Genomic DNA, 19257 nt, shown 5'->3' with positions numbered 1-19257 from the left:
ATATGCGATCCGCGCGGTTCGTCACGCTCTGTTTCGTCTATAGCGGGCTGGTTCTCCTGGCCCAGTACGTGGTCGTCTCCCAGTTCCGACTGGACGTGACCGCGCTGGGCCAGTTGGGCGTCGCACTATCGATCCTGGCCGGCGGACTCGTTGGGGTACGATATCCGGAAGAAGGGACGCAAAACCCGGCGGAGTGGGGGCTTTTCACGTACGGAATGGCCGCGCTGTCCGTCGCGCTAACCGTGATATTTCTGGCACAGCTCGTTTCGTTGTGAGTGTCGTTTCGCAGTGTGGCAACCGTCTTTACTACTGGGAATGTGGCCCTGTGAACGGAGAGCGCCTTCCGAGCCTTCGTTCGACTCGTATTCGCGCGGCAATGTCGCGCGAATGGTTCGAGGGAGCAAGCTCCCTCGCTATTCACGAAGATAGCGGGACTGAGCGGCGACATTGTCGCCGCGAAGGTTGAGAGACGCAGAGCGTCCCTCAGGACTGAGCGAATCCGAAGGATTCGCGAGGGTCGCCGAGGGAACGAGACGAACGAAGTGGGTCGAGTGGACTCACCGGAAGACTCACTCCGTTCGTCTTCCGAGCCCTCGCTCGACTTGCTCGCGAGGACGGCGGGATTTGAACCACGTGAAGACGGTCGTCTCGCTACGCTCGACGCTGCGTCTTCTCTACTTCAAATCCCGCCTCGGACATTCAGAAGCGCGTCGCTCGCGATTTGCGAGCGACAGAACAATGGACTCGGCGGGGTGCGAATGCCCTTGTATTCGCTGCGGTCCGCATGTCGTTCGTGGGCGGGAATGAGTTGATCATGTTTCAGTTGTCAAGGAATTCGCGTCTCATTTCCATGCGCTCGCGCTCGGAACGCTGGTCGTAGTGCTGATCCAGAACGTCCGACGAGACGTTCATCCGATCGGTGACGACTTCCTCGGGGACGCCGTCACGAAGATGCTGAGTGATCGCCCCACGGCGCACACCGTGAGGGGATTGCGAACTGGGGCAACGGCTCGCCCTTGCGTTATCACGCATCCAGTCACAACTCTCTGGACTCTTGTCGTGGGGACAATCAGCGATCATGCAAGGGCGTGTCCAACGATACACAGTCAGTCGAATCGGGGCCTCAGTCAGCCGACCCTGTCGGCTCGCGATCAGCGGCTCCCGTCCAGACGACTCGACGACGTCGTACCGATGATGGTGGATATAGTCGTCAATCACCTGAGCGTAGTGCTCGCCGACAGCGATCTTCCGTTCCGCAGCTGTTCCATTCTTCAGCGGCGTACCAGTTTCCGGACGATGCCGGAGCTGAAGGTATTGCTCCTCGGCATCGAAGTCCTTGAGATCGAACGCTCGAAGGCTGCCCAGCCGAATCCCAGTATGCCAGAGGATCGCGATGATGACGTGATCCCGGCTGGCGTACTGGAATCGGTTGAGATACTCCAAGAGATTCTTCGCTTGGTCAGTCGACAGCTTCTCGTCGCTGGACTCGTCTTCCGGATCGATCTCGGGGATCAACACGCGTTCGCGAAGCCCCTGCTCGACGGCATCGACGCTGGCGCAAAACTCCAAGAACTTCCGTAGCGTCTGGAGAATGCCGACCAGTGTAACCGCGCTGACCTCCTCGTATCGGTCACTCTCTCCGTTCGCTCGCCAGACGCGGAACCGATGGAGATCGCGACCAGTGAGGTCGTTCAAGTTCCCGATATCCTCAGACTCACACCACTCGACGAAGCTCCGAAGCCGGTACATCTGGTTCTGGAGCGACTTCTCGGAGAGTTCGGGCTCACGAGCATCCAGATACAGTTCAACGGCCTCCTGGGGACCCATCGGTTGGAGGTCACTCACGCCCGATCGCCTCCGTCTCGCTGGAACGTTTGAGTTCGAAGTCGATACTCGGGTCGTCGTGCCGATCGCGGTCGTGATCGGACGAAATTGCAGTCATGACTGGTCGTTGAGCAGCAGTTGACTGGATCCGACGAGACACCCGCACGGCTGGGCCTCGTGAGTCGACGGGCCGCGCGTCGTGATCGCGACGAGCGGCGTCCCGCAGCGCGGGCACTCGGTCGGCTGGTTGACTGGCGACGCGTCCTGACGGCAGCGTTTTTGAGGTCGGGGTTCGTTGGCTTGCATAGGTCGTTGGTGACCGACGCGGCACCGTGCTGGATCCACGGTGTCGCACCCTGCTTTTCAGCCGGGTAGGGACACCCTTCGAGTGCCGCGTCGGTCTCGCCTAGCCGATGCTTACTCCAACCACAAATAGTTACCGCTGGTAACAGCCATACCATGCAACTTTTAGTAATTACCATCTCTTGTAAGAAGTATGAAGGACGGAGGCTGTGACTGTGACCGATAAGACCACAGACGTGAAGCTTCAGCGCCCTACTGATTTCCTCATCCTCGAATGCCTCCAAGACGGCCGAAACGTGGCCGTAAACATTGGGAAGGAAATCGACAAAAGCCGATCGCATGTGAACGTGAGACTGCCTCAGCTTGAGGACTACGACTTGGTTCGCAAAGTCGGGCCGGCCGAGAACTCGGGCCTCTATGAGATCACTGATCTCGGCCGACTTGCTGTTGAGTACCGGGATAAATACGATTCTGTCGACGATTTCGGCGAGTTTCTGGAAGACGAACTCTCGTCCTGAGATATTTTGGCGAGTGTTCGTGACGATCACGCCGATTCGACCCCCTGGATACCCATCTCAGCGAGCGATTGGGAGAGCCAATCGGGGATCTCCGGCTCGCCAGCAAGGTCATCTCTCTCGGTAGTCGATGAGAGGAGCGTCGCGACGCTCTCCTCGTCGATCCCGAACTGCCATTTCTCCTCGCGCTCGACCTCGATCCGGGCTTGATACTCGGGATCCGAGTGCCAGATCCGGAGTTTCGTCTTCTCGCCAGCGACTTTCTCGGTCTCGATACGGTCAGGTCGCTTCGTCGAGCGCTGCATACGCGGAGGGAGACAGCGTCTTGTAAAGGCGCTAATGCACCCCCGCGAACGGAAGTCAAAGACGGCCGATTTTGCGGTCAGAATCGACAGCGAGATCCGTCTGAAACTCTCGAAATCACCGAATGAACGGAAGACGAACGGAAGTGAACGGAAGTACTGCCGTCTGGCGGTTTTCTCGCGAACGGAAAGCGAACGGAAACGCGAATATCTGGGTTCGCGACGCGACGACGCAGGCGGACAAACCTTATGCGTCAACCAACTATTGGTTTAGCTATGAGTTCGGACGTCGATCGACGGGGTGGCAATCACAACACCCCCGTCGAGATCACGCTTCGCCGGGGTGAAGACGCGGACGTCTGGATCGCCGAAGAGGTCTCGACCGGCGTCACGTCGCAGGGCTCGACCCGAGAAGCAGCACTCGAAAACCTCGACGAAGCCTTGGCCGGGATCGACGGCGAGGGAACCCCTCCGAGCCAGGATGATCTCGAAGAGCTGGGCATCGACCCGGCGTCGAACGTCTCGACCGAACCGTCTGAGTTGTTTTCGCCGTTGGCTTACTGACCAATAGTATTATACCGTTGGCCCATAGACCAATAGATGAGGATGGTCTCGTGGACCGGCGATGATCTCGATGGTGTGAGCAAGGTGGAGAAGTATCCCGATGGAACGCTCGTCCGTGTGTTCTGCATGCGGACCGATCGGGACACGTACTCGTCCGGGTGGGCCTATAAGCTCCACTACGGTGCGACGGAGCCGGACCCACCCCGGACGCTCGCCGACGGCACGATCCGTCGGTACGACAACTCACACGAGGATACGAAAGGACACGAACTGCACGTCGCACCGGACCCTGATCCAGAGATCATCGAATTCCCCGGGATGGTCGAACTCTGGGAACGGTTCTGGAGCGAGATCCCGAAATCCGAGTTCGAGGTCGATTGAGACCACGATACGGTGATACCCATGAACGATACTACGCCGCCGTTGCACCCGATGGAACGCGAACAGCTTCGGGCGGAATCAACGCTCGTCGTGACTGTGAAATCGTCGAGTGAGTTCCATGATGACGTCACGGAGGATCTTGAGGCACTCGCCCAGGATGATGCGGTCGATTCCGCGCCGACTCTCTCGTTCACCAGCTACGACGATCTCCTGGAGACCCTGACCCCGCGCGTCCTGGATCTCATCGAAGCGATCCGTCGGGAAGAGCCAACCAGTATCAACGAAGCAGCTCGTGTCGTCGATCGAGACGTGAAGAACGTCCACGAGGAACTCACTCGACTCGCCCAGCTGGGTATCATCTTCTTCGAGGAAGACGGCCAGAGCAAGCGTCCAGTCGTCTGGTTCGATGAGCTTACTATCAACCTCCCGTTCGATCCAGAGGCTGGCGATACGGCGACCGCTGCGCCGTGATCACGCCGTCGTGGATGTCGCACAGTAGACCGTCCCGCGGCCGAATCCCTCGGATTCGATCAACCCGTAGCGTTGGAGGCTGGCGAGGTACTTCCGACGGGTACTCTTCGCTTTCGGGTGCTGGGCTTCCCGTTCGTACTCCTCGTGTAGCTCGCCACTCTTTATCTCGCCAGCGCTTTCGATGATCTCGAAGAGGATCCGCTGGTGGGTCCCAAGCGAGCGGACGCGACGCTCGCGCATGTCCATCTCGGCCTCGTCCACGATCGCGTCGACGACCGCGGGCGTGAGCGAGCGCATGTCCTGCTCTTCGACGTGCCGAGCTGCGCGTCGGAGCAACGCGATCCCGTGCCGAGCGTCGCCCGCGGCGAGATCGGCAATCCGTTCGATCGCCGAGTCGTCGACGCGAGATGAGATCAGCCCGTGTTCGACGCGACTCTCCAGGATGTCGACTAACTCGGTGAAACTGTACGACTCCAAGTGGACGGACTCTGCACTTTGGAAGCGCGATTCAGCGCGCGGGTCCAGCTCGGCCAGCCAGTCGGATTCGTCGATCGTGATCGTGATGATCGAGAGGTTCGGGATTTCGTATAGAGAGAGGAGCGTCTGGGAATCGTCGAGGACGTCCACCTCGTCCAAGACGGCGATGATTTGGTCATCGCTCTCGCGGATGCGATCGAGAGCAACACCGCTGTAAAACCCCTCGCGACGGAGATCAGCACCGAGTCCAAGCTCACGAGCGAGTTCGTACAGGACGGCCGCGCCACTGGTGTCGCCCATGCAGTTGACGTAGCCCCAGCGCACGCCGAGCGTCTCGGCCTCGAGAAGTCTGAGGACGAACTTCGCGATCGTCGTCTTGCCCGAGCCAGAAGGACCGTAGATACAGATGTCCTCGGCTCGCTCTCCGTAGGTGACCGGGTCAAGAATCGACGAGAGATGATCGATCTGACCGTCGCGATGGTGCAGGTCCTGAGGGACGAACTCCGGTCGTAAAGCACGAGCGTCTGTGATCACGATTTCTCGTCCATCGCCGGGATATAAAACCGTGAGTGAATACCAGCATGAAAGTGAAATTGGTCCCAGCGCGTAGCTAACACAGGCGGTACGGAACATATTGAATACCAAATAGTTCTAAACTGCCGTAATGGGCGGTGAATCCGAGGAATTCTACAAACTCAGTAAAACCTAGAACTTTATGTTGAATCCGGGTGAGATGGCCGGGTATGACGGAATACCATGTCGTTCCAAGTGGCAATCAGTGGCGACTCCAGAAGAAAGGGGGCTCAGTCATCTCGAATCACCGGAAGAAGAGTCCGGCCGTGTCTGCGGGGCAACGTGAGGCGGGCAGTGGTGACACGCTTGTCATCCACAAAGCTGACGGGACTGTTCAAGACCGTCGGAATTATTGATCGATGCCGAACGTCGAAGTCGATCTGACCGGCCTCCAGGAGGACATCCTGACGCTGGCGGTAGAAGACCCGGATTTAACGAACGAGGAGATCGCCGACCGCTTGGACTGTAGTCCACAGTACGTCAGCGATGTCCGCAACCAGTTCGAGCACAAAGTCGATGCCGACTCGCTGAATGGGGATCTCTCGTCAAGCGGTCAGAGTACAAGTAGCGGGAATTCAACGGAATTCACGCCTGCAAGTGCAGTCAATAGCCTCCCCTCCGCGACGAAAGTCGCTACGGGCTGGCCGTCCACAATCGGCTCTACAGGACCAATCGGCGCGTTGATCCTCATGCCGTTTCGATTTATGATTTGGCTTCTGATAGTCGGACTGAAGTTCTTGGTGTGGCTGATCGTACTGCCGTTCTATGTTCTCAAGAAGTTGCTGGGAAAGTGAATCACTGAGTCCAAAGTGCCTGCCATTTCCCGCCGTCAGCTTCTGACCACCACCATCCGATTGAACATGATTTCGGATCAACGTATTCCGGTACTGCCACCCATGACCAGGTTTTTGCTTTTTCCCCTTTGTCAAGTTCGTCAGCTATGGTCTGCTGTCGTTTCAATCCGGAACTATAGTAATCGACATTTGACACAGTGCCTTTTTTCTCATATTGAGCGTCTTCGTCACTAGGGAGTTTATTCTGCCATTTCTGACCATCATAAACCACACCGAAATAATTATTTGGAGGTTCAAAGTACCCAGAAACTAATCTTTTCACCACGTACTCTACAAGTATGAACTTCCCTTCTGCTTCATACCAGATGTCAATATCTTCCCGGGTCGTATTGAGTGGGATTTTTTTACGTTCATTCACTGATGTCACCCTTACCCCAACAGTACGTATTTGAGCCCATTCACCGAAATTAAGGACTGATCTTGCATTTGTCGCCGAGTTCGTAGGTTGAACTGTTGGTTCACCAGATCCAATTTGTTCGGTGTCTGATTCTGAGATATGGTTGGTTGTTTGAACTGGTGATCCTTTCGAAGAAGTTTGACTAGTTCTACTATTTGTGTTCTTATTTGTTTCGAGACATCCTGGGACAGAAATACCTACAAGAGACGTTGAGAGAAACGTTCGTCGGTTCATTCGAAAATCTCAAAGGTGATTCGTCCATCCTCCATCTCGGCGATCTTCAATTCGGAGTCTTCGTCGACGTCGTGATCTCGTGCCCACGCCTTCGGGAGAGTAATCGAGTAGCTGTCTCCTGAAGAGGACACGGATCGAGCAAGGGCGTTTTTATGTGGCATAGTGCATCCATCTGTAGCCTTGATATTAAGAATTGCCTGTGAACACCTATCCATATTGGTAGGAAATAGGTATACAATACCTATTCAATAACTATACAATAGGTATACAATAGCTATTTTTCTCGGATTTATTACCATCTGTCCGGCATGGCCTCGCGTCCGCGCATAATGCGCGGGGCAACAATGGGTCAATCGAGAACTGGCCTTCCAGGGCCGGACTACCCTGAAAACGGGCACGATATCGGTCGTATCGATGCTGACGAGATGTCCGCGAGCGAGTTGCGTGGCGTCTCCCGTGAGCCGCGATCAGAGGCGGGCCGCGCGACACTGATCACGATCGCGACGCTCGGCGACGGGATTCGGGAGTTGGTTCACTCGTGACTGGTCGATCTCGGGAGTCTCGGCAGTATCAAACACGGCATTCTCCAGCCGGCAAACGGGGATTTTCAGACAGTTCACCGATGTATTCCACAACTCACGAATCGCGTACTGAATCCACAACCACGCACAAGGGAGGCGATCGATGAGACGATCGTTCGTTGTTCTGGCGGCTGCTGTCGTCGTTCTCTCGTCGATGGCTGGCGCGGCAACAGCGGTCTTCGCTGCTGACTCCGGTGCGGCGAATCCGACGATCAACGAGGGGTCGTACACGATCCAGAAGTACAATCTCTCTTGGGACGATCCGCTGACGTACGAGGGGAACCAGGGGGATCTCTTGGCTCCGAACGCGGACGTCAACGAGTCGGTCGACAATCCGTATGGTGTAACGGCGACTGATCTCGCTGTCGATGACTTCAACAAGTTCCCGCGCAAGAGCGACGAAACGGAAAACTCGGCCTCGGCGCTCGATGGAAGCGAGTGGACGGTCAGCCAGCAACCGTCCGGAGTAACAGCATCCATCTCTGACTCGTCGACAGCATCGAACGTCGACGCAGTCGAGGTCTCGGCGACGGGCATGACCAGCGGGGACACGGCTATCTTCCGCTACTCGAATGTCTCGATCACGAGCGACGCTGAGAAACGGTACCTATCGATCGCGTCGGACGTGACGACAGCCGCCAGCGGGGCGAGTGCGGAGATACGCGTCGAAGACGCTGACGGCGATTACGTCGCTGTCGATCTACTGGATACGAGCAAGCAGGAGACGGACGATGGCGTTCTCGCGAACGCGACCGGAGAGGGGAACGTCCTCCAGGTCCAACTGGGTCAGCGGACTGTCGAGGGTAGCGGTGACGGGACGCTGAGCGAGATCCAGGCGCTGGAGGTCCGGATTAGTGACGGTGACGTCGTGACGCAGATGCCGTTGATCAACGCCGAAGCGATGTCACCGTACACGTTCGGTGAGAAACGGGTCGACTCAGACGATGATGACGAACTCGAAACCGAAGTCATCGAAGAGCCAACGGGACCGTACGACGTCCACTCGCTGTCGACGTTCGGGGATGCGTTCTCAAGCGCGATCGTGCATGGATTATCGATCCCGGTGCAGCACGAAGCGGCTGACCTCCCGGCAGAAGACATCGAGATCAACGCGACGGAGACGGACAAGTATCCCGGCTACGATGTCTCCGTGGATTACTGGTATCGGCTCGAAGTGCCGACGGCGTACGACCTCTCGCACGCTGATCTCGAGCTAACCCAGACCCAGCAGCACCCGAGCGACCGCTACGTGGCTGTCGAGTACATCGAGGGCGCGGGTGATACTGAGTTCGACAATCTAGGATCGATGGTCGGCCGGACTGCCCAGTTCGACAGTGAGGGACAGCGGGTCGTCCTCGACGATACGATCCAGCCCGGCCAGACGATCGTCGTTCACGAAGAGCATCGCTACACGCAGGACAAGTGGGACGAGATCAAAACGAACATGCAGGAGGCCGGTGGCGGTGGCGCGGTGATGCCCCAGCAGGACGGCGGCATCTCCGCGACGTTCGGGGCAATCATCGGTGGTATCGTCGGCGCGATCGGTATCGTGGTCACTCGTCTCCGTAATCTGGTGGGGTGACTCCTCATGTCCAGTAGTGGTGGCGACTGGAGCGACCAGAACACGAACGTGCCACAGACAAGCGCGTTCATCTCTAAAGCCCGGACTTACGGGTCGATCACGTCGTTCCTGGGTGCGATGGTCGGAAGCATCTATATCGCCCTCACGTACCTGCTCAATAATCCGATCCGTGCGCTCGGTGTCGGATTCGGGTACATCGTCTCGCAGGTCACATCGGCGATCGGGGATTTGCTGGCTGCCCTGCCCGCGGGCATTGCTGAGGTCGTTGATAGTGGCTTCCAGGCGTCAGCCGATGCAGTCGGCAATGAAGGGATCGCAGGCGCGATCATCGCGATCGCTCTGGTCTGGATCGCTTGGTACTTGTTCCAGCTGGGCCAGAACGTCACTGACTCTGACGCACCGTTCGTCGGTGACATCATCCCGTTCTGGGGTGGTGGGGAGGACGAGTAGCCATGCTGACGACCCCCAGCCAACGGCGCGCGTGCGGTACGGGGGTGCGTCAGCCATGGTAGACAGTGATGACCTCGTCAAAGACTGGGACGGCCTTGATAGCCTCGAAGAAAAGGACAACCCTCGCCCAGCCTTCGGGGATATGTTCAAGATCACGACGTTCGGCGGGATCGCCGCGGTCGTCACGGGGGTCCTCGGGTTCCTCCGCCGACAGGCAATAGCGTTCGCCGATCTCGTTGCCGCGCCATTGGACTGGATCGGTCTGTTCGTGTCGTTCTTCTCCGATGGAGATGGCTACGACATGGGCTCGATCTACGGGATCGCAGTCCACAACACGACCGCCTGGATGGCTGATCAGCCCGGATACGTCGCACTTGGGATGATGGCAGTCGTCTTCGTCGGCGGCTGGGCCGTCTGGTACGCGATCGGGGAGGTGCTCTGACGTGGCGAACACGTCTCCAGGAGATGGTGACCCAGGTTCGGATACTGGTGTGCCGTCTCCTCCAGATCCAAGTGGTGGCGGAGGCGGGACTAGCTGGTTCAGCATTTTCAACAAACCCGACTGGCTCTCGACGGCAGAGGCGTTCTTCAGGAACCCATCCGGCGCAGTCGCTGGGTTGTTCCTGAGCACGGCGGCAGGCTGGTTCCTCTCGGCGAACCGGATGCTGTTCGCGGCGATCATGATCATGGCGGGCTTCGAGTACACGCCTGACAGCGACGTACCACTGTTCGGCGGCCAGACGTGGGATTTGTTCTCGCTCGTGGATATCCCGGGGTATCTTGCGGGAGTGATCGTCGGCCCGCTCGCCTCGGTACCGGGCTCGAACGCCCCACAGGTCCCGGAGATGTCGCTGCTCAATGCGATCATGATCCCGATCTTGAGCCTCGTCGAGGGCTACCTGGCACTCACCCAGCAGGCGGCTGAGGCAGCCGGCCCACTCGGTCCGATCGTGGTTGTCCTCTTGTGGGCGGCCGCGATCTTCGCAGTGGGATACGGCCTGGTCATCACGATCGGGTCGCTGGCCCCGATGGCTCTCCGCTCGCTGGGGTCGCCGTTGTCGAAGATCAAGGGGTGGTTCGTGTGAGCACTGAGAGAGACGACTCGAAGAGCCTGCTGTGGCTGGCCGTCCACCCGTTCGCAGCCTTGTCGCTGGCGATGAGCTATCTCGGCGGAATCTGGGATCCGTTGATCGGGTACCTGTCCGCTTACGCGGGCAGTTGGTTCTCCTTGTCGAGCATTTTCGGTGCGACGATCGCGCCGAACGTGCCCTGGATTCCGACGCATATCGGCACGGCGGTCTTGGTCGGTGCAGCCACGCTGTACGGCGTCCTCCGGTTGAATCGATTGATAGACGGCGTCCAAGAGAGGTTATAACCATGACACATTCGATTTCGACGTACCGATCCGAGCAGTTGTATCGACTCCGAACGGGGGTGAGGAACCGTGCTTGAGGTCCCGACAACCCCCAGAACACTGATCATCGTCGGCGTCGTCGTGCTGTCGCTCCCGATACTGGCTTACTCGCTGTACGGTGCGCTACGGGACCGTCGTGAGGGAGAGTCAGTTGATCGGACGGCCGAACGCGCGGGCGATCGGGTTCAGGAGGTGTCCGGCGGGATCCTCTCGACGATGCGGGTGTTTGTCGTTGTCCTCTTGGGCATCGTCGTCCAGTTCATGGGCGAACTCGCCCAGCTCGGCGGCGAGGTCTGGGGTGGCTTAGTGACGGAAGCCCCGGTGTTGGCCAGTTCGTTCGTCGTCACGGGATTAGGCTATTTCGGGCTCTCCGGCCAACTGGCGGTGACGGCCTCGTCGTTCCTCGTGGGCGCGCTGATCGTCGTCGGCCTCGGAGTGGTGATCGAGTATGCCTGAATCGATCGAAGCCCCAGGAGAGTCGGCTGTCGACCGGCTGGCGTACGAGTCCCGCAAGGACGGAGGTATCTCCCTGCGAGATCTGTGGGACGTGAAAATGCCGATTCTGATCGGCGCATTAACCCTCGCGGGTGCGATATACACGCTCCGCCCTGGATACAGTGGGGAGTTCTCGCTGGTCCCGCGTGTCCTGATCTCTGTCTGGGTCGTCCTGTCGGGCCTCCCGTGGTGGCTTGACGGCCTCGAGCGAATCCATCCGAGCGTCCGGAGTCTCGAGGAGATCGACGACGAGATCCGATACCGGTCTGGGATCTCTCGGCATCTCATCCCCGGGATGGTCCCGCTGTGGGCGATGGCCTGGACTGGCCTCCTCTGCACGGCTTTGGCGTGGCCGCTATCGGTGTCGGATGTCGCCGGCATCGCTCTGGTCGTCGTCGTGATCCTGCTCATCGATCGACTCCCGGAGGTGCTCTGACGTGGCGATGTTCGTCAAGATCGACCCGGAAGCGATCGCGCTGTTGCTCCTCGCCAGCGCGGTGATCGCGCTCGCGGTGTTGCGGCCGGCCTTGATCTTGTCGGCTATCGATATCGTCGTCGAGGGAACGGCCGAGACGGCCGAGTCTCTGGGGGTGCCCATTTAGATGGACGAGCGTCGCATCCTCGTGGTTGCACTCGTCGGTCTGGCGGTCGCCGCGGTGATCGTGCCGGTCGCGAGCGGGCAGTCCCAGACCCAGACGGCGAATACGACGACGGGCCAGTACGATCTCGAGCAACTCCGATCGTACGGCGCCGCCCCGGAGTCGGATCAGACACCTGCATCGGTCCGTTCACTCGGCTGGGAGGGGCAGGTTGCGGTCCGGTACACGCCGGCCCATCCGTTCGAGACCAGCTGGCAGTACCTCGATCCGGGAGCCGAGCTACGGACGAATCAGATCGACTTGTATTCCGTCCGGTTCGGCCGTGATGTCGACACAGAGGAGGCGACGCTCAAGATCGTCTACTGGCAAGAGGGGTCACAACAGATACAGTCCGAGTCGGGCACTCGATCGGTCTCGGTGGCCGCCAACCAGTCAGTCCAGACGAAGACGATCGACCTACCGCGTGGCCGCGGTCTCACGGAGATCGACCTCAAGCCGCACTACAACGGTGACTGGGAGGCAACGATGTGGCTGGAGATCGACGGGCAGCGGGTCGACGGTGCCCAGTGGCGGTTCACTCACGACTCGTTGCCGGCGATGCAAGGGACGTCGATCGACTCTCTGGGCGACGCGTGGTGGTTTACGGCGCAAGCGGCGCTGATCCCGGGCTTGATCGTAATTCCGGCTGGACTGATCGGCGGGAAGAAAACGCTCGATCGGATCGGACGCGGGCCGCGATACCCGTGGGTGATCTGGGCGATCGTTCTCGGCATCGGCGGGCTGATCGTTCTCACGGCCTGGCTCAACTACATCGTCGTGATCCTCGCTCGTTTGCCGTGGATCATGGGCGCGTGGCTGGGCGTGCTTGCGTTCGTCGGTCGGATAGCAACCGCGAGCGGACGCGTGCAGTCGCTCGCGTTCACGAAGTACTACCTCTCGGACGCGGATCGCCTCCGGAACAGCGATTACAATCCGATCGGCGAGTGGGCGGCAGAAGATCTGGTGCCGGATGCTGACGATCTGCTGGTGGACCTGGGGGCCGACGGAGGGTCCCGTATCGGTGGCAACGGAGGCGCTGACGGGGAAGCAGATGATCCGAAGAGCGGACTGATCGAGACAGTTCGGTCGTCTGTCGCTCCGATCAAACCTTGGTCGGACAACGACATGCCGGCTGACGCGGAAGTTGAGGTCCGCAAGCACTCCTCGCCTCGTGGCGTCTTCAAGGACTTCCAGGAGTCGCTGTACCGGTACCAGAAGGTACTACCGATCGTCCGGGAGGGCGGCCGGTGGAAGATCGTCCCGCGGGGACTTCAGGCAGCGATTGCCCGGGTCTGGGCAGAGCCGGCGACGATTCCGGTCGACAAGATGCGGATGACGGAGAAGGGCAAGGACGGCAGTGATATCGATCTGTTTCTGGATCTGGATCCGGACAGCGAACAACTGGTCCACTTCCAGCCAGCGACTCTATCGTTCGACCCGCCGTTGACGACCGAGCCCGACGAAGACGCCCATCCGATTGTTCAGGCTCTGAAGACGCCGAACTGGCTGTTCTTCGCGAAGAGTGCGCTCGGGTTCGGTGTCTTGTTCGCGACCGTGATGGGGCTCGTTGGAATCCAGCCACTCGCAATCGGTCTGGGTTTGCTCCCAACGCTGCTCATGTCGATCCGTGCTCGCGACGCGGTCATTGACTTCGATGTCGCACCGAAGCACTGGTCCGATGTCGAGGGGATGCTGACGGCTCGCCAGGTCGGCTACGCGGACGCGATGGCGCTCGAGGAAGAGCGGCAGGCGAAGTACGACGAGCGGGCGAAGACGCAAAAGGAGATCCTCGATGCGGCCGAGAAGCGCGACGCGACGGTCACTGAGCGGATGAACGAACGGATCACGGGAGTCGATCGTGGGGCGTTCCGTGACGACCGTCGCGATGCCGGCGCTGATGTCGACAATCCGGACGTCGACGAGGGGGTAGGTCATGGCGACTGACACCCCACCCGCATCCGGGGGGTCCCCTCCCAGTCACGATCAGAAGGATGGCGATCGCGTCCGCCGGACGACTCGTGCGGCCTTGGACGTCCTCCAGTTCCAGCAGCGACAGCTGGTGTATCGTGGCGGGCACTCTCGGACGTTGCCCTCGGGATCGACCCAGCGCCTCCCAGCGCTGATCGAGGGGATCGAAACTCGGACGACGGCGGTGATGTGGTGGCAGGCGATCGCCGTCCGCACGTTCGGATACGTCGCTGAGGAGTGGCCGGCGATCGACTTGGAGCGAGACCGGACGCTCCTATCCGGACTGCTGGGCGATCTCGACAAGTCGCGAGCGTACCGCTCGCAGCTGGTCGATCATATCGTCGCGCCCGCCTGCCAGCGAGCGTACAACCATCTCCGAGATCGCGCGTCGGAGCGAGCCACTGGCCCGGCCGAGTCGGATCCGGACTGGCGCCAGATCGACCCGAAGCGAGAGGCGAACGTCGGGATGCGGCCGGCATTCGTGCGGCTGGATCTCGAGCAGGCGGATGCTCTCGGATCCCTGTTTGAGGGGTTCGGTTCTCGGACGGCGATCTCGCAGTGGTTACACTCGCTGAGTCCGGCGACGTACGGCGAACTCGAGGAGGACTACGCGGATGACATCATGAGCGACGAATACGCTGTCGGTCAGTTGGTCGGTGACGATCGGGACGCAGAGATGTACCGACTTCGGTTCGCGATCGCGGAGCTGCTGCCGACGTTCGCGACGGCCGCCAGGGAACTCCGCGCGGGTGAACTGAGCGATCAGGGCAGTCTCCAGGAGGCCACGCCAGGAACATGAGCAAATCGACCAATACAGAGCGTATCGAACGCGGGCCGCCCGACGGCTACGACTACGGAGAGCGGACGATCCAGGCGGAGCGGGTGCAGGGACAGCGTCCGCCCCAGTACTGGGGAACCGACGTTGAGGAGATCCGGGAGCGCTACGGGATCAGTCCCCTCGATCCGGACACGTTCCGCGATCGAGAGGGCTATCGGATGACCTATCCGGACATGCTCATCCACGAGCGGGACCCGGAGATCACGTCCTCGAGCAAGGGGGCGGACTGTCTCGTAGCCGGTCCGAAGGACTCAGGCAAGACGACACTCGCACTCAACATCTCTGCCGTCGAGATGGAACGCGGGGAAAAGGTCATCTGGCGCGGGTCTCGCGAGCGCTCTGGATGGCTCCCGTATCGTGACTGGACAACGCTGTTCCTCCCAGAGAACGCGGACGTCGATGCTGTCTGGATGAACGAGGAGGCGGACACGCTTCGGGAGGAGATCGAGGACCTCGAGGATGTTGTCCGAGACGTCAAGCGCTACGAGGACGTCCGCGATCTTTGCGACCAGCTGGGCGATCAGCCCGAGGGCTCGTTCAACGTCGTCTATCCCGATCCGAGTTTTAGCGGGTGCGAAGAGGAGACGCAACGGTCCAACCGGGTGCCGGGATCGCTCCCGTTCCGGTCGGAGTCGGACGTCGACGGTGGCGAGGTCTCGACCCCACAGACGCACTGGTGGTTCGCGTTCCTGCTCGCTCGGACCGAATACGGCCCCTTCGAGTGGTGGACGTTCATCTCCGACGAGTCGAACGACATCTTCCCGCGGGAGGCGAGCAACGACGCCGGCGATCGGTTACGCGACAAGATCAAACTCCTCCGTGGGCTGTGGGCGTCCTCGAGGAAGCGGCTCCTCTCGATGGTCTGGTTCGCTCATCACGAAGAGACGATCGCGCCGCGGATCCGGCGGCAGTTCGAGTGGCGGATCTGTATGCCTGGGCGGGCCAACCCCCGTCGGTCACGGGCCTCGTCGATCCCGCTCGGGTTCGGCACGGTCGGTATGAAGAGCGAGTTCATGTCCGACAAGGATCCCGGTCTCGGCCTCTGCTACCAGGACGGCAAGACCGACAGCTGGACGCGCTTCGGCTGGTCGGACATCGACGTCGACGGTGTCGATGACGAGCGCTGGCTCCGAGTGACGCTGGTCGAACCAGTCGAAACCGACGAGTCAAGCGACGAACCGACCCCGAGCGTCGAGTTCGATGACTCGATCTTCGGAGAGTGGCAAAATCAGTCGGATCATCGGCTGTTCGTCAAAGCGCCAGGCACTGGGAAGATCGACGTGACGCGAGCAGAGGTGATCGAGGACCTCGAATCTCCGGTTGAAGACCTGGAGTTCGTCGATGATCTCGCCGATCAGGGTAGGGTTCGAGTGGTGAAGATGCGGTCGACGACAGACCAGCGAGAGATCGAGGTCGCTCGAGTTCCCAAACCGGATCGGGGCTTTAAGTCAGAGGCGGAATCCGGGGGTGAGCCGGCGTGAGCCCGGAATCGGCCCGAAAATCTCGGAAAATCGAGGTCAGTTGTACGCGCGCGTATCTGACTCAGATTGCGAACGCTCCCCCGGCCGCCCGATCTGGGGGCGACCCCCGACTCGTCCGAGGTGATCGACGGTGAGCGTCGGTACTAATCCATCGACGCAGTGGCTCGATGCGATCGAGGAGATCGCCCACGATGAGGTGCAGGATCTCGCGGAGTCCTATCCGGACGAGCGAACGCTCGTGCTGGATCTCGACGCGCTGGACAAGGTTGCGCCAGGACTCGCAGAGAACGTCATCTCACGTCCGGATGACTCGACTGACGCGGCCGAAGAAGCGTTGGCAGCCTATCCTGAGCACGCCGACCTCAAGGCCGACGTCCGTCGACTCGGCATGGCGCGCGTCCGGTTCGTGAACGCGCCCGGCGAACACACGCACGTCGTCGGAACGTATAGCCCATCGCGGTACATCGGCCGATCTGTCGCGGTTCGCGGGCAAATCACCAAGCGGACAGAAGTCGAGCCACGACTGGATCGGGCAGCGTTCGAGTGTGTCCGTTGCGGGACGCTCACTCGACTCTCCCAACCCGACTACGGGTTGATCCGCGAGCCCCACGAGTGCCAGGGCTGCGAGATGAAAGGCCCGTTCCGGATCAACGAGACACAGTCCGAGTGGCAAGACTACCAGAAGATCCGGATCCAGCAACCGCCCGAGGAGGCAGCCGGCGAGACGAAGTACATCGACGCGCACGTCCACGATGACCTGCCGGGCCACGGTGCGATCGAAGGCGGCCGACGAGTGACGGTCGTCGGAGAACTCGTCCCGATCACCCGGAAGGGCAACGTTGTCCACGAGCGGATGCTCGTCGCCCACGGCATCGAGACTGAAGAGCGCGCGCTTGACGATCTCGATGTCGAGGGGTACGCGGAGACGATCCAGCGGATCAAAGAGCATCCGGATCCGCTGGGCCTGCTGGCAGACTCGCTTGCTCCCTCGGTTCAGGGCTATCCGCTGGTCAAGCGAGCGTTAGTCCTCCAGGTCATCGGATCGTTCCCTCGCACTGGTCCGGACGGGAACTACCACCGAGGCGACAGCCACGTCTATCTGATCGGCGATCCTGGCGTCGGCAAGACGCTACTCCTGGAGGCGATCAGTGACGTCGTTCCGCGCTCGGTCAAGACCGACGGTACTGGCTCGTCGGCGGCTGGTTTGACGGCGTCATTGACGAAAGACGACTTCTCCGATCAGCAATGGTCGATCGAGGCAGGGACGCTGGTCCGCGCTCACGAAGGGCTGGCGATCGTCGACGAGCTGGACAAGGGTGACACGGAGGACCTCGACGCACTCCACACGGCGCTCGAGTCTCAGCAAGTCCACGTCAGCAAAGCGGGGAAGAACGCAACACTCCCAGCCCAGGCGGCGCTGCTCGCGGCGGGGAATCCGGTCGGCGGTCACTTCGATCCGACGCGGGACTTCGTCGACGAGGTCGAACTCCAGTCGCCGCTCCTGTCACGGTTTGATCTGATCTTTACGATCAGGCAGGACCTCGACGAGTCCGAGCAACGTGAAGTCGCGGAGACGGTCGTCGAATCCCGACAGAACGCGGGCGCACTCGACCGCGGGGACGACGTCGACGCGCGCGATATAACGCGCGAGATCGACGCGGACGCGTTCGCGGCGTACCTCGCGGCCGCCCAGCAGCGCGTGCGGCCGGTCGCGTCCGAGGCTGCTCGCGAGCGGATGCAAGACTGGTACGTCGATCTGAAGACGGATCTGCCGAGTCGCTACTCCGACGCGATCGAACAGTCCGGCGACTACGAGGGACCGCCGTTGCCCGTGACGGCGCGGAAACTCGACGCTCTCCAGCGTCTCGCCGAAGCACACGCACGGGTCCGGTTTGCCTCGACGGTTACCATCGAGGACGTCGACGCAGTCACTCCCATGATCGAACGCTCACTCGCTGACATCGGTATCGAACCCAAATCGAACGCGGCGCTCGGCGATGCGTCCGGCGTCTCCGCAGAGGAGGTTGGTCTATGATCGACGCGATCCCGCACCAGACGCCGATCCGATTCGCCCTCGCGACCGCGATCGCGGTCTACCTCGTGCTGGTCGTCGCCTGGCGAATCCGGTCTGACGAGGACCCGAGCGTCCGGATGCAACAGTCATCCGGCGGTGGAACCGTCTCGATCCTCGTCTCTGGCGCGATGGTCACCGCGCTGGGGATGCTCGCGGTTATCGGACTGACGTGGCCGCTGGCCGTTCAGAACCCCGTGATCCTGGCCGGGATGGCCGTGGTAGTCGTCTTTCACTACTACCTCGAAAAGCGCGAGGTGAGCATGTCGTGATCCGGTTGGGAGCGCGCAGAGAGGCGCAGTCGCACGTGGACACGAGCGACCGCTCGACCGGCCGCGTGCCCGCTCGCCTCCGTTCGCTGGCGCGGCCGGCCGCGGTACTACACGCGTCCTGGCGATTGCGTTCGCGATCATGCTCGTGACGGGCGCGGTCGCTCCGTACGCGGTCGGGTCCGCACAGGCCGCGCCGGCGGGCATGGTCACGCTCGCGGACTCGCAGGTGAGCGCGGACGTTCCCTCCAACGAGTCGATCCCGCTGTCAGCTGACGAGCTATCTGGAGGTGTCCTTGCGAGCGATCACGCAGACTCGTTGGAAGTGATCCTCACGACGCGGTCGCAAGCGTCTGAAATCATGAGTGCAGACGGCGCCGTCCTCGAGGGCGATGGCATGGCGATCGTCCTGCGTGATCAGTCCCACGACGATGGGCGCCGAGTCGCGATCGACGCTGGCGAGTTGAAAGACGCACTGGGATATACTCCGCAGTCGATCCGCGGAACTCACGATGATGGCTCGTCTTGGACAGCCTCAGCGACTTACGTAGACGGCTATCTAGTTTTCGAGGTTC

At 60.6% G+C, this 19257-nt stretch carries 25 protein-coding genes and 1 pseudogene; 21 read left to right on the top strand and 5 right to left on the bottom strand.

Annotated elements, in window-relative coordinates; genetic code table 11:
- Positions 1-2 precede the first annotated feature (2 nt).
- Positions 3-275, top strand: a complete 273-nt coding sequence (locus tag E3374_RS08615) for a hypothetical protein (RefSeq protein WP_136688678.1) — start codon at positions 3-5, stop codon at positions 273-275.
- Positions 276-819: 544 nt separating this feature from the next.
- Here the strand turns inward: E3374_RS08615 and E3374_RS08610 are convergent.
- The gene (locus tag E3374_RS08610) at positions 820-1827 is read right to left on the bottom strand and encodes a tyrosine-type recombinase/integrase (protein WP_136688795.1); all 1008 of its coding nucleotides are present in this window, start codon (positions 1825-1827) and stop codon (positions 820-822) included.
- Between the two features lie 536 nt (positions 1828-2363).
- Here E3374_RS08610 and E3374_RS08600 point away from each other — a divergent pair.
- A pseudogene (locus tag E3374_RS08600) lies at positions 2364-2627 on the top strand (ArsR family transcriptional regulator); the annotation flags it as partial.
- A 44-nt stretch (positions 2628-2671) separates the two neighbouring features.
- On the opposite strand, the gene E3374_RS08595 reads toward E3374_RS08600, so the two are convergent.
- Positions 2672-2947, bottom strand: coding sequence for a hypothetical protein (locus E3374_RS08595; RefSeq protein WP_136688676.1), 276 nt, complete (start codon positions 2945-2947; stop codon positions 2672-2674).
- 273 nt (positions 2948-3220) lie between these two features.
- Between E3374_RS08595 and E3374_RS08590 the strand changes: the two genes are divergently transcribed.
- The 3 genes from E3374_RS08590 to E3374_RS08580 are packed head-to-tail and all read left to right on the top strand — an operon-like array spanning position 3221 to position 4360.
- On the top strand, positions 3221-3508 hold the full coding sequence (locus tag E3374_RS08590; protein WP_136688675.1) for a type II toxin-antitoxin system HicB family antitoxin: 288 nt from the start codon (positions 3221-3223) through the stop codon (positions 3506-3508).
- Positions 3509-3550: 42 nt separating this feature from the next.
- Positions 3551-3889 carry a toxin-antitoxin system TumE family protein gene (locus E3374_RS08585; protein WP_211194938.1) on the top strand — a complete coding sequence of 113 codons (339 nt, stop codon included), beginning with the start codon at positions 3551-3553 and terminating at the stop codon, positions 3887-3889.
- A gap of 21 nt (positions 3890-3910) precedes the next feature.
- Positions 3911-4360 (top strand): HVO_A0114 family putative DNA-binding protein, encoded by a 450-nt coding sequence (locus E3374_RS08580; protein ID WP_211194934.1) that lies wholly within the window; start codon positions 3911-3913, stop codon positions 4358-4360.
- Here the strand turns inward: E3374_RS08580 and E3374_RS08575 are convergent, their stop codons facing one another.
- Entirely contained in the window at positions 4361-5371 is a 1011-nt protein-coding gene (locus tag E3374_RS08575; RefSeq protein WP_136688673.1) for a Cdc6/Cdc18 family protein, read from the bottom strand.
- 209 nt (positions 5372-5580) lie between these two features.
- Between E3374_RS08575 and E3374_RS18080 the strand changes: the two genes are divergently transcribed.
- Positions 5581-5766, top strand: coding sequence for a DUF2188 domain-containing protein (locus E3374_RS18080; protein ID WP_136688672.1), 186 nt, complete (start codon positions 5581-5583; stop codon positions 5764-5766).
- Positions 5767-5769: 3 nt separating this feature from the next.
- Positions 5770-6204 carry a hypothetical protein gene (locus tag E3374_RS08565; protein ID WP_136688671.1) on the top strand — a complete coding sequence of 145 codons (435 nt, stop codon included), beginning with the start codon at positions 5770-5772 and terminating at the stop codon, positions 6202-6204.
- 1 nt (position 6205) lies between these two features.
- On the opposite strand, the gene E3374_RS08560 is transcribed toward E3374_RS08565, so the two are convergent.
- Together E3374_RS08560 and E3374_RS18075 are read right to left on the bottom strand one after the other, a co-directional pair.
- Complete coding sequence (locus tag E3374_RS08560) at positions 6206-6895, bottom strand: hypothetical protein (RefSeq protein WP_136688670.1); 690 nt, start codon at positions 6893-6895, stop codon at positions 6206-6208.
- On the bottom strand, positions 6892-7056 hold the full coding sequence (locus tag E3374_RS18075; RefSeq protein WP_169051810.1) for an AbrB/MazE/SpoVT family DNA-binding domain-containing protein: 165 nt from the start codon (positions 7054-7056) through the stop codon (positions 6892-6894). Before E3374_RS18075 ends, E3374_RS08560 begins: the two co-directional genes overlap by 4 nt.
- 168 nt (positions 7057-7224) lie before the next feature.
- Here E3374_RS18075 and E3374_RS08550 point away from each other — a divergent pair, with 168 nt between their 5' ends.
- The 14 genes from E3374_RS08550 to E3374_RS08490 all read left to right on the top strand — a co-directional run bounded on the left by E3374_RS08550 (position 7225) and on the right by E3374_RS08490 (position 18685).
- On the top strand, positions 7225-7437 hold the full coding sequence (locus E3374_RS08550; protein ID WP_211194932.1) for a hypothetical protein: 213 nt from the start codon (positions 7225-7227) through the stop codon (positions 7435-7437).
- Between the two features lie 142 nt (positions 7438-7579).
- Entirely contained in the window at positions 7580-9058 is a 1479-nt protein-coding gene (locus E3374_RS08545) for a hypothetical protein (RefSeq protein WP_136688667.1), read from the top strand.
- A gap of 6 nt (positions 9059-9064) precedes the next feature.
- Positions 9065-9508, top strand: a complete 444-nt coding sequence (locus E3374_RS08540) for a hypothetical protein (RefSeq protein ID WP_136688666.1) — start codon at positions 9065-9067, stop codon at positions 9506-9508.
- Positions 9509-9563: 55 nt separating this feature from the next.
- Positions 9564-9950, top strand: a complete 387-nt coding sequence (locus E3374_RS08535) for a hypothetical protein (RefSeq protein ID WP_136688665.1) — start codon at positions 9564-9566, stop codon at positions 9948-9950.
- Between the two features lie 49 nt (positions 9951-9999).
- Positions 10000-10593, top strand: a complete 594-nt coding sequence (locus E3374_RS08530; RefSeq protein ID WP_136688664.1) for a hypothetical protein — start codon at positions 10000-10002, stop codon at positions 10591-10593.
- Positions 10590-10883: a hypothetical protein gene (locus tag E3374_RS08525; protein ID WP_136688663.1), complete on the top strand. Its 294-nt coding sequence runs from the start codon at positions 10590-10592 to the stop codon at positions 10881-10883. Before E3374_RS08530 ends, E3374_RS08525 begins: the two co-directional genes overlap by 4 nt.
- A 69-nt stretch (positions 10884-10952) precedes the next feature.
- On the top strand, positions 10953-11378 hold the full coding sequence (locus E3374_RS08520; protein ID WP_136688662.1) for a hypothetical protein: 426 nt from the start codon (positions 10953-10955) through the stop codon (positions 11376-11378).
- Positions 11371-11853, top strand: coding sequence for a hypothetical protein (locus tag E3374_RS08515; protein WP_136688661.1), 483 nt, complete (start codon positions 11371-11373; stop codon positions 11851-11853). The genes E3374_RS08520 and E3374_RS08515 overlap by 8 nt, the downstream gene beginning before the upstream one ends.
- Before the next feature lies 1 nt (position 11854).
- Entirely contained in the window at positions 11855-12019 is a 165-nt protein-coding gene (locus E3374_RS17150; RefSeq protein WP_169051809.1) for a hypothetical protein, read from the top strand.
- A complete protein-coding gene (locus tag E3374_RS08510; RefSeq protein WP_136688660.1) occupies positions 12020-13999 on the top strand; it encodes an MFS transporter in 1980 nt (659 codons plus the stop codon). It abuts the gene before it with no gap.
- On the top strand, positions 13989-14822 hold the full coding sequence (locus E3374_RS08505; protein WP_136688659.1) for a hypothetical protein: 834 nt from the start codon (positions 13989-13991) through the stop codon (positions 14820-14822). The genes E3374_RS08510 and E3374_RS08505 overlap by 11 nt, the downstream gene beginning before the upstream one ends.
- Positions 14819-16342: a hypothetical protein gene (locus E3374_RS08500; protein ID WP_136688658.1), complete on the top strand. Its 1524-nt coding sequence runs from the start codon at positions 14819-14821 to the stop codon at positions 16340-16342. The genes E3374_RS08505 and E3374_RS08500 overlap by 4 nt, the downstream gene beginning before the upstream one ends.
- A 130-nt stretch (positions 16343-16472) precedes the next feature.
- Positions 16473-18377: an ATP-binding protein gene (locus E3374_RS08495; protein WP_136688657.1), complete on the top strand. Its 1905-nt coding sequence runs from the start codon at positions 16473-16475 to the stop codon at positions 18375-18377.
- Complete coding sequence (locus tag E3374_RS08490; RefSeq protein WP_136688656.1) at positions 18374-18685, top strand: hypothetical protein; 312 nt, start codon at positions 18374-18376, stop codon at positions 18683-18685. The genes E3374_RS08495 and E3374_RS08490 overlap by 4 nt, the downstream gene beginning before the upstream one ends.
- Positions 18686-19257: the final 572 nt, after the last annotated feature.

The organism is Halorhabdus amylolytica (genome assembly GCF_004944975.1).
GTDB classification, from domain to species: Archaea; Halobacteriota; Halobacteria; order Halobacteriales; family Haloarculaceae; genus Halorhabdus; species Halorhabdus amylolytica.
Note: the sequence above shows the minus strand (reverse complement) of the source record. Positions and strands in the feature narration are given on the sequence as shown.

Coding starts and splice junctions, on each gene's coding strand:
- E3374_RS08615 (WP_136688678.1), top strand. CDS start 3: ATGCGATCCGCGCGGTTCGTCACGCTCTGTTTCGTCTATAGCGGGCTG.
- E3374_RS08610 (WP_136688795.1), bottom strand. CDS start 1,827: ATGGGTCCCCAGGAGGCCGTTGAACTGTATCTGGATGCTCGTGAGCCC.
- E3374_RS08595 (WP_136688676.1), bottom strand. CDS start 2,947: ATGCAGCGCTCGACGAAGCGACCTGACCGTATCGAGACCGAGAAAGTC.
- E3374_RS08590 (WP_136688675.1), top strand. CDS start 3,221: ATGAGTTCGGACGTCGATCGACGGGGTGGCAATCACAACACCCCCGTC.
- E3374_RS08585 (WP_211194938.1), top strand. CDS start 3,551: ATGGTCTCGTGGACCGGCGATGATCTCGATGGTGTGAGCAAGGTGGAG.
- E3374_RS08580 (WP_211194934.1), top strand. CDS start 3,911: ATGAACGATACTACGCCGCCGTTGCACCCGATGGAACGCGAACAGCTT.
- E3374_RS18080 (WP_136688672.1), top strand. CDS start 5,581: ATGACGGAATACCATGTCGTTCCAAGTGGCAATCAGTGGCGACTCCAG.
- E3374_RS08565 (WP_136688671.1), top strand. CDS start 5,770: ATGCCGAACGTCGAAGTCGATCTGACCGGCCTCCAGGAGGACATCCTG.
- E3374_RS08560 (WP_136688670.1), bottom strand. CDS start 6,895: ATGAACCGACGAACGTTTCTCTCAACGTCTCTTGTAGGTATTTCTGTC.
- E3374_RS18075 (WP_169051810.1), bottom strand. CDS start 7,056: ATGCCACATAAAAACGCCCTTGCTCGATCCGTGTCCTCTTCAGGAGAC.
- E3374_RS08550 (WP_211194932.1), top strand. CDS start 7,225: ATGCGCGGGGCAACAATGGGTCAATCGAGAACTGGCCTTCCAGGGCCG.
- E3374_RS08545 (WP_136688667.1), top strand. CDS start 7,580: ATGAGACGATCGTTCGTTGTTCTGGCGGCTGCTGTCGTCGTTCTCTCG.
- E3374_RS08540 (WP_136688666.1), top strand. CDS start 9,065: ATGTCCAGTAGTGGTGGCGACTGGAGCGACCAGAACACGAACGTGCCA.
- E3374_RS08535 (WP_136688665.1), top strand. CDS start 9,564: ATGGTAGACAGTGATGACCTCGTCAAAGACTGGGACGGCCTTGATAGC.
- E3374_RS08515 (WP_136688661.1), top strand. CDS start 11,371: ATGCCTGAATCGATCGAAGCCCCAGGAGAGTCGGCTGTCGACCGGCTG.
- E3374_RS08510 (WP_136688660.1), top strand. CDS start 12,020: ATGGACGAGCGTCGCATCCTCGTGGTTGCACTCGTCGGTCTGGCGGTC.
- E3374_RS08505 (WP_136688659.1), top strand. CDS start 13,989: ATGGCGACTGACACCCCACCCGCATCCGGGGGGTCCCCTCCCAGTCAC.
- E3374_RS08500 (WP_136688658.1), top strand. CDS start 14,819: ATGAGCAAATCGACCAATACAGAGCGTATCGAACGCGGGCCGCCCGAC.
- E3374_RS08490 (WP_136688656.1), top strand. CDS start 18,374: ATGATCGACGCGATCCCGCACCAGACGCCGATCCGATTCGCCCTCGCG.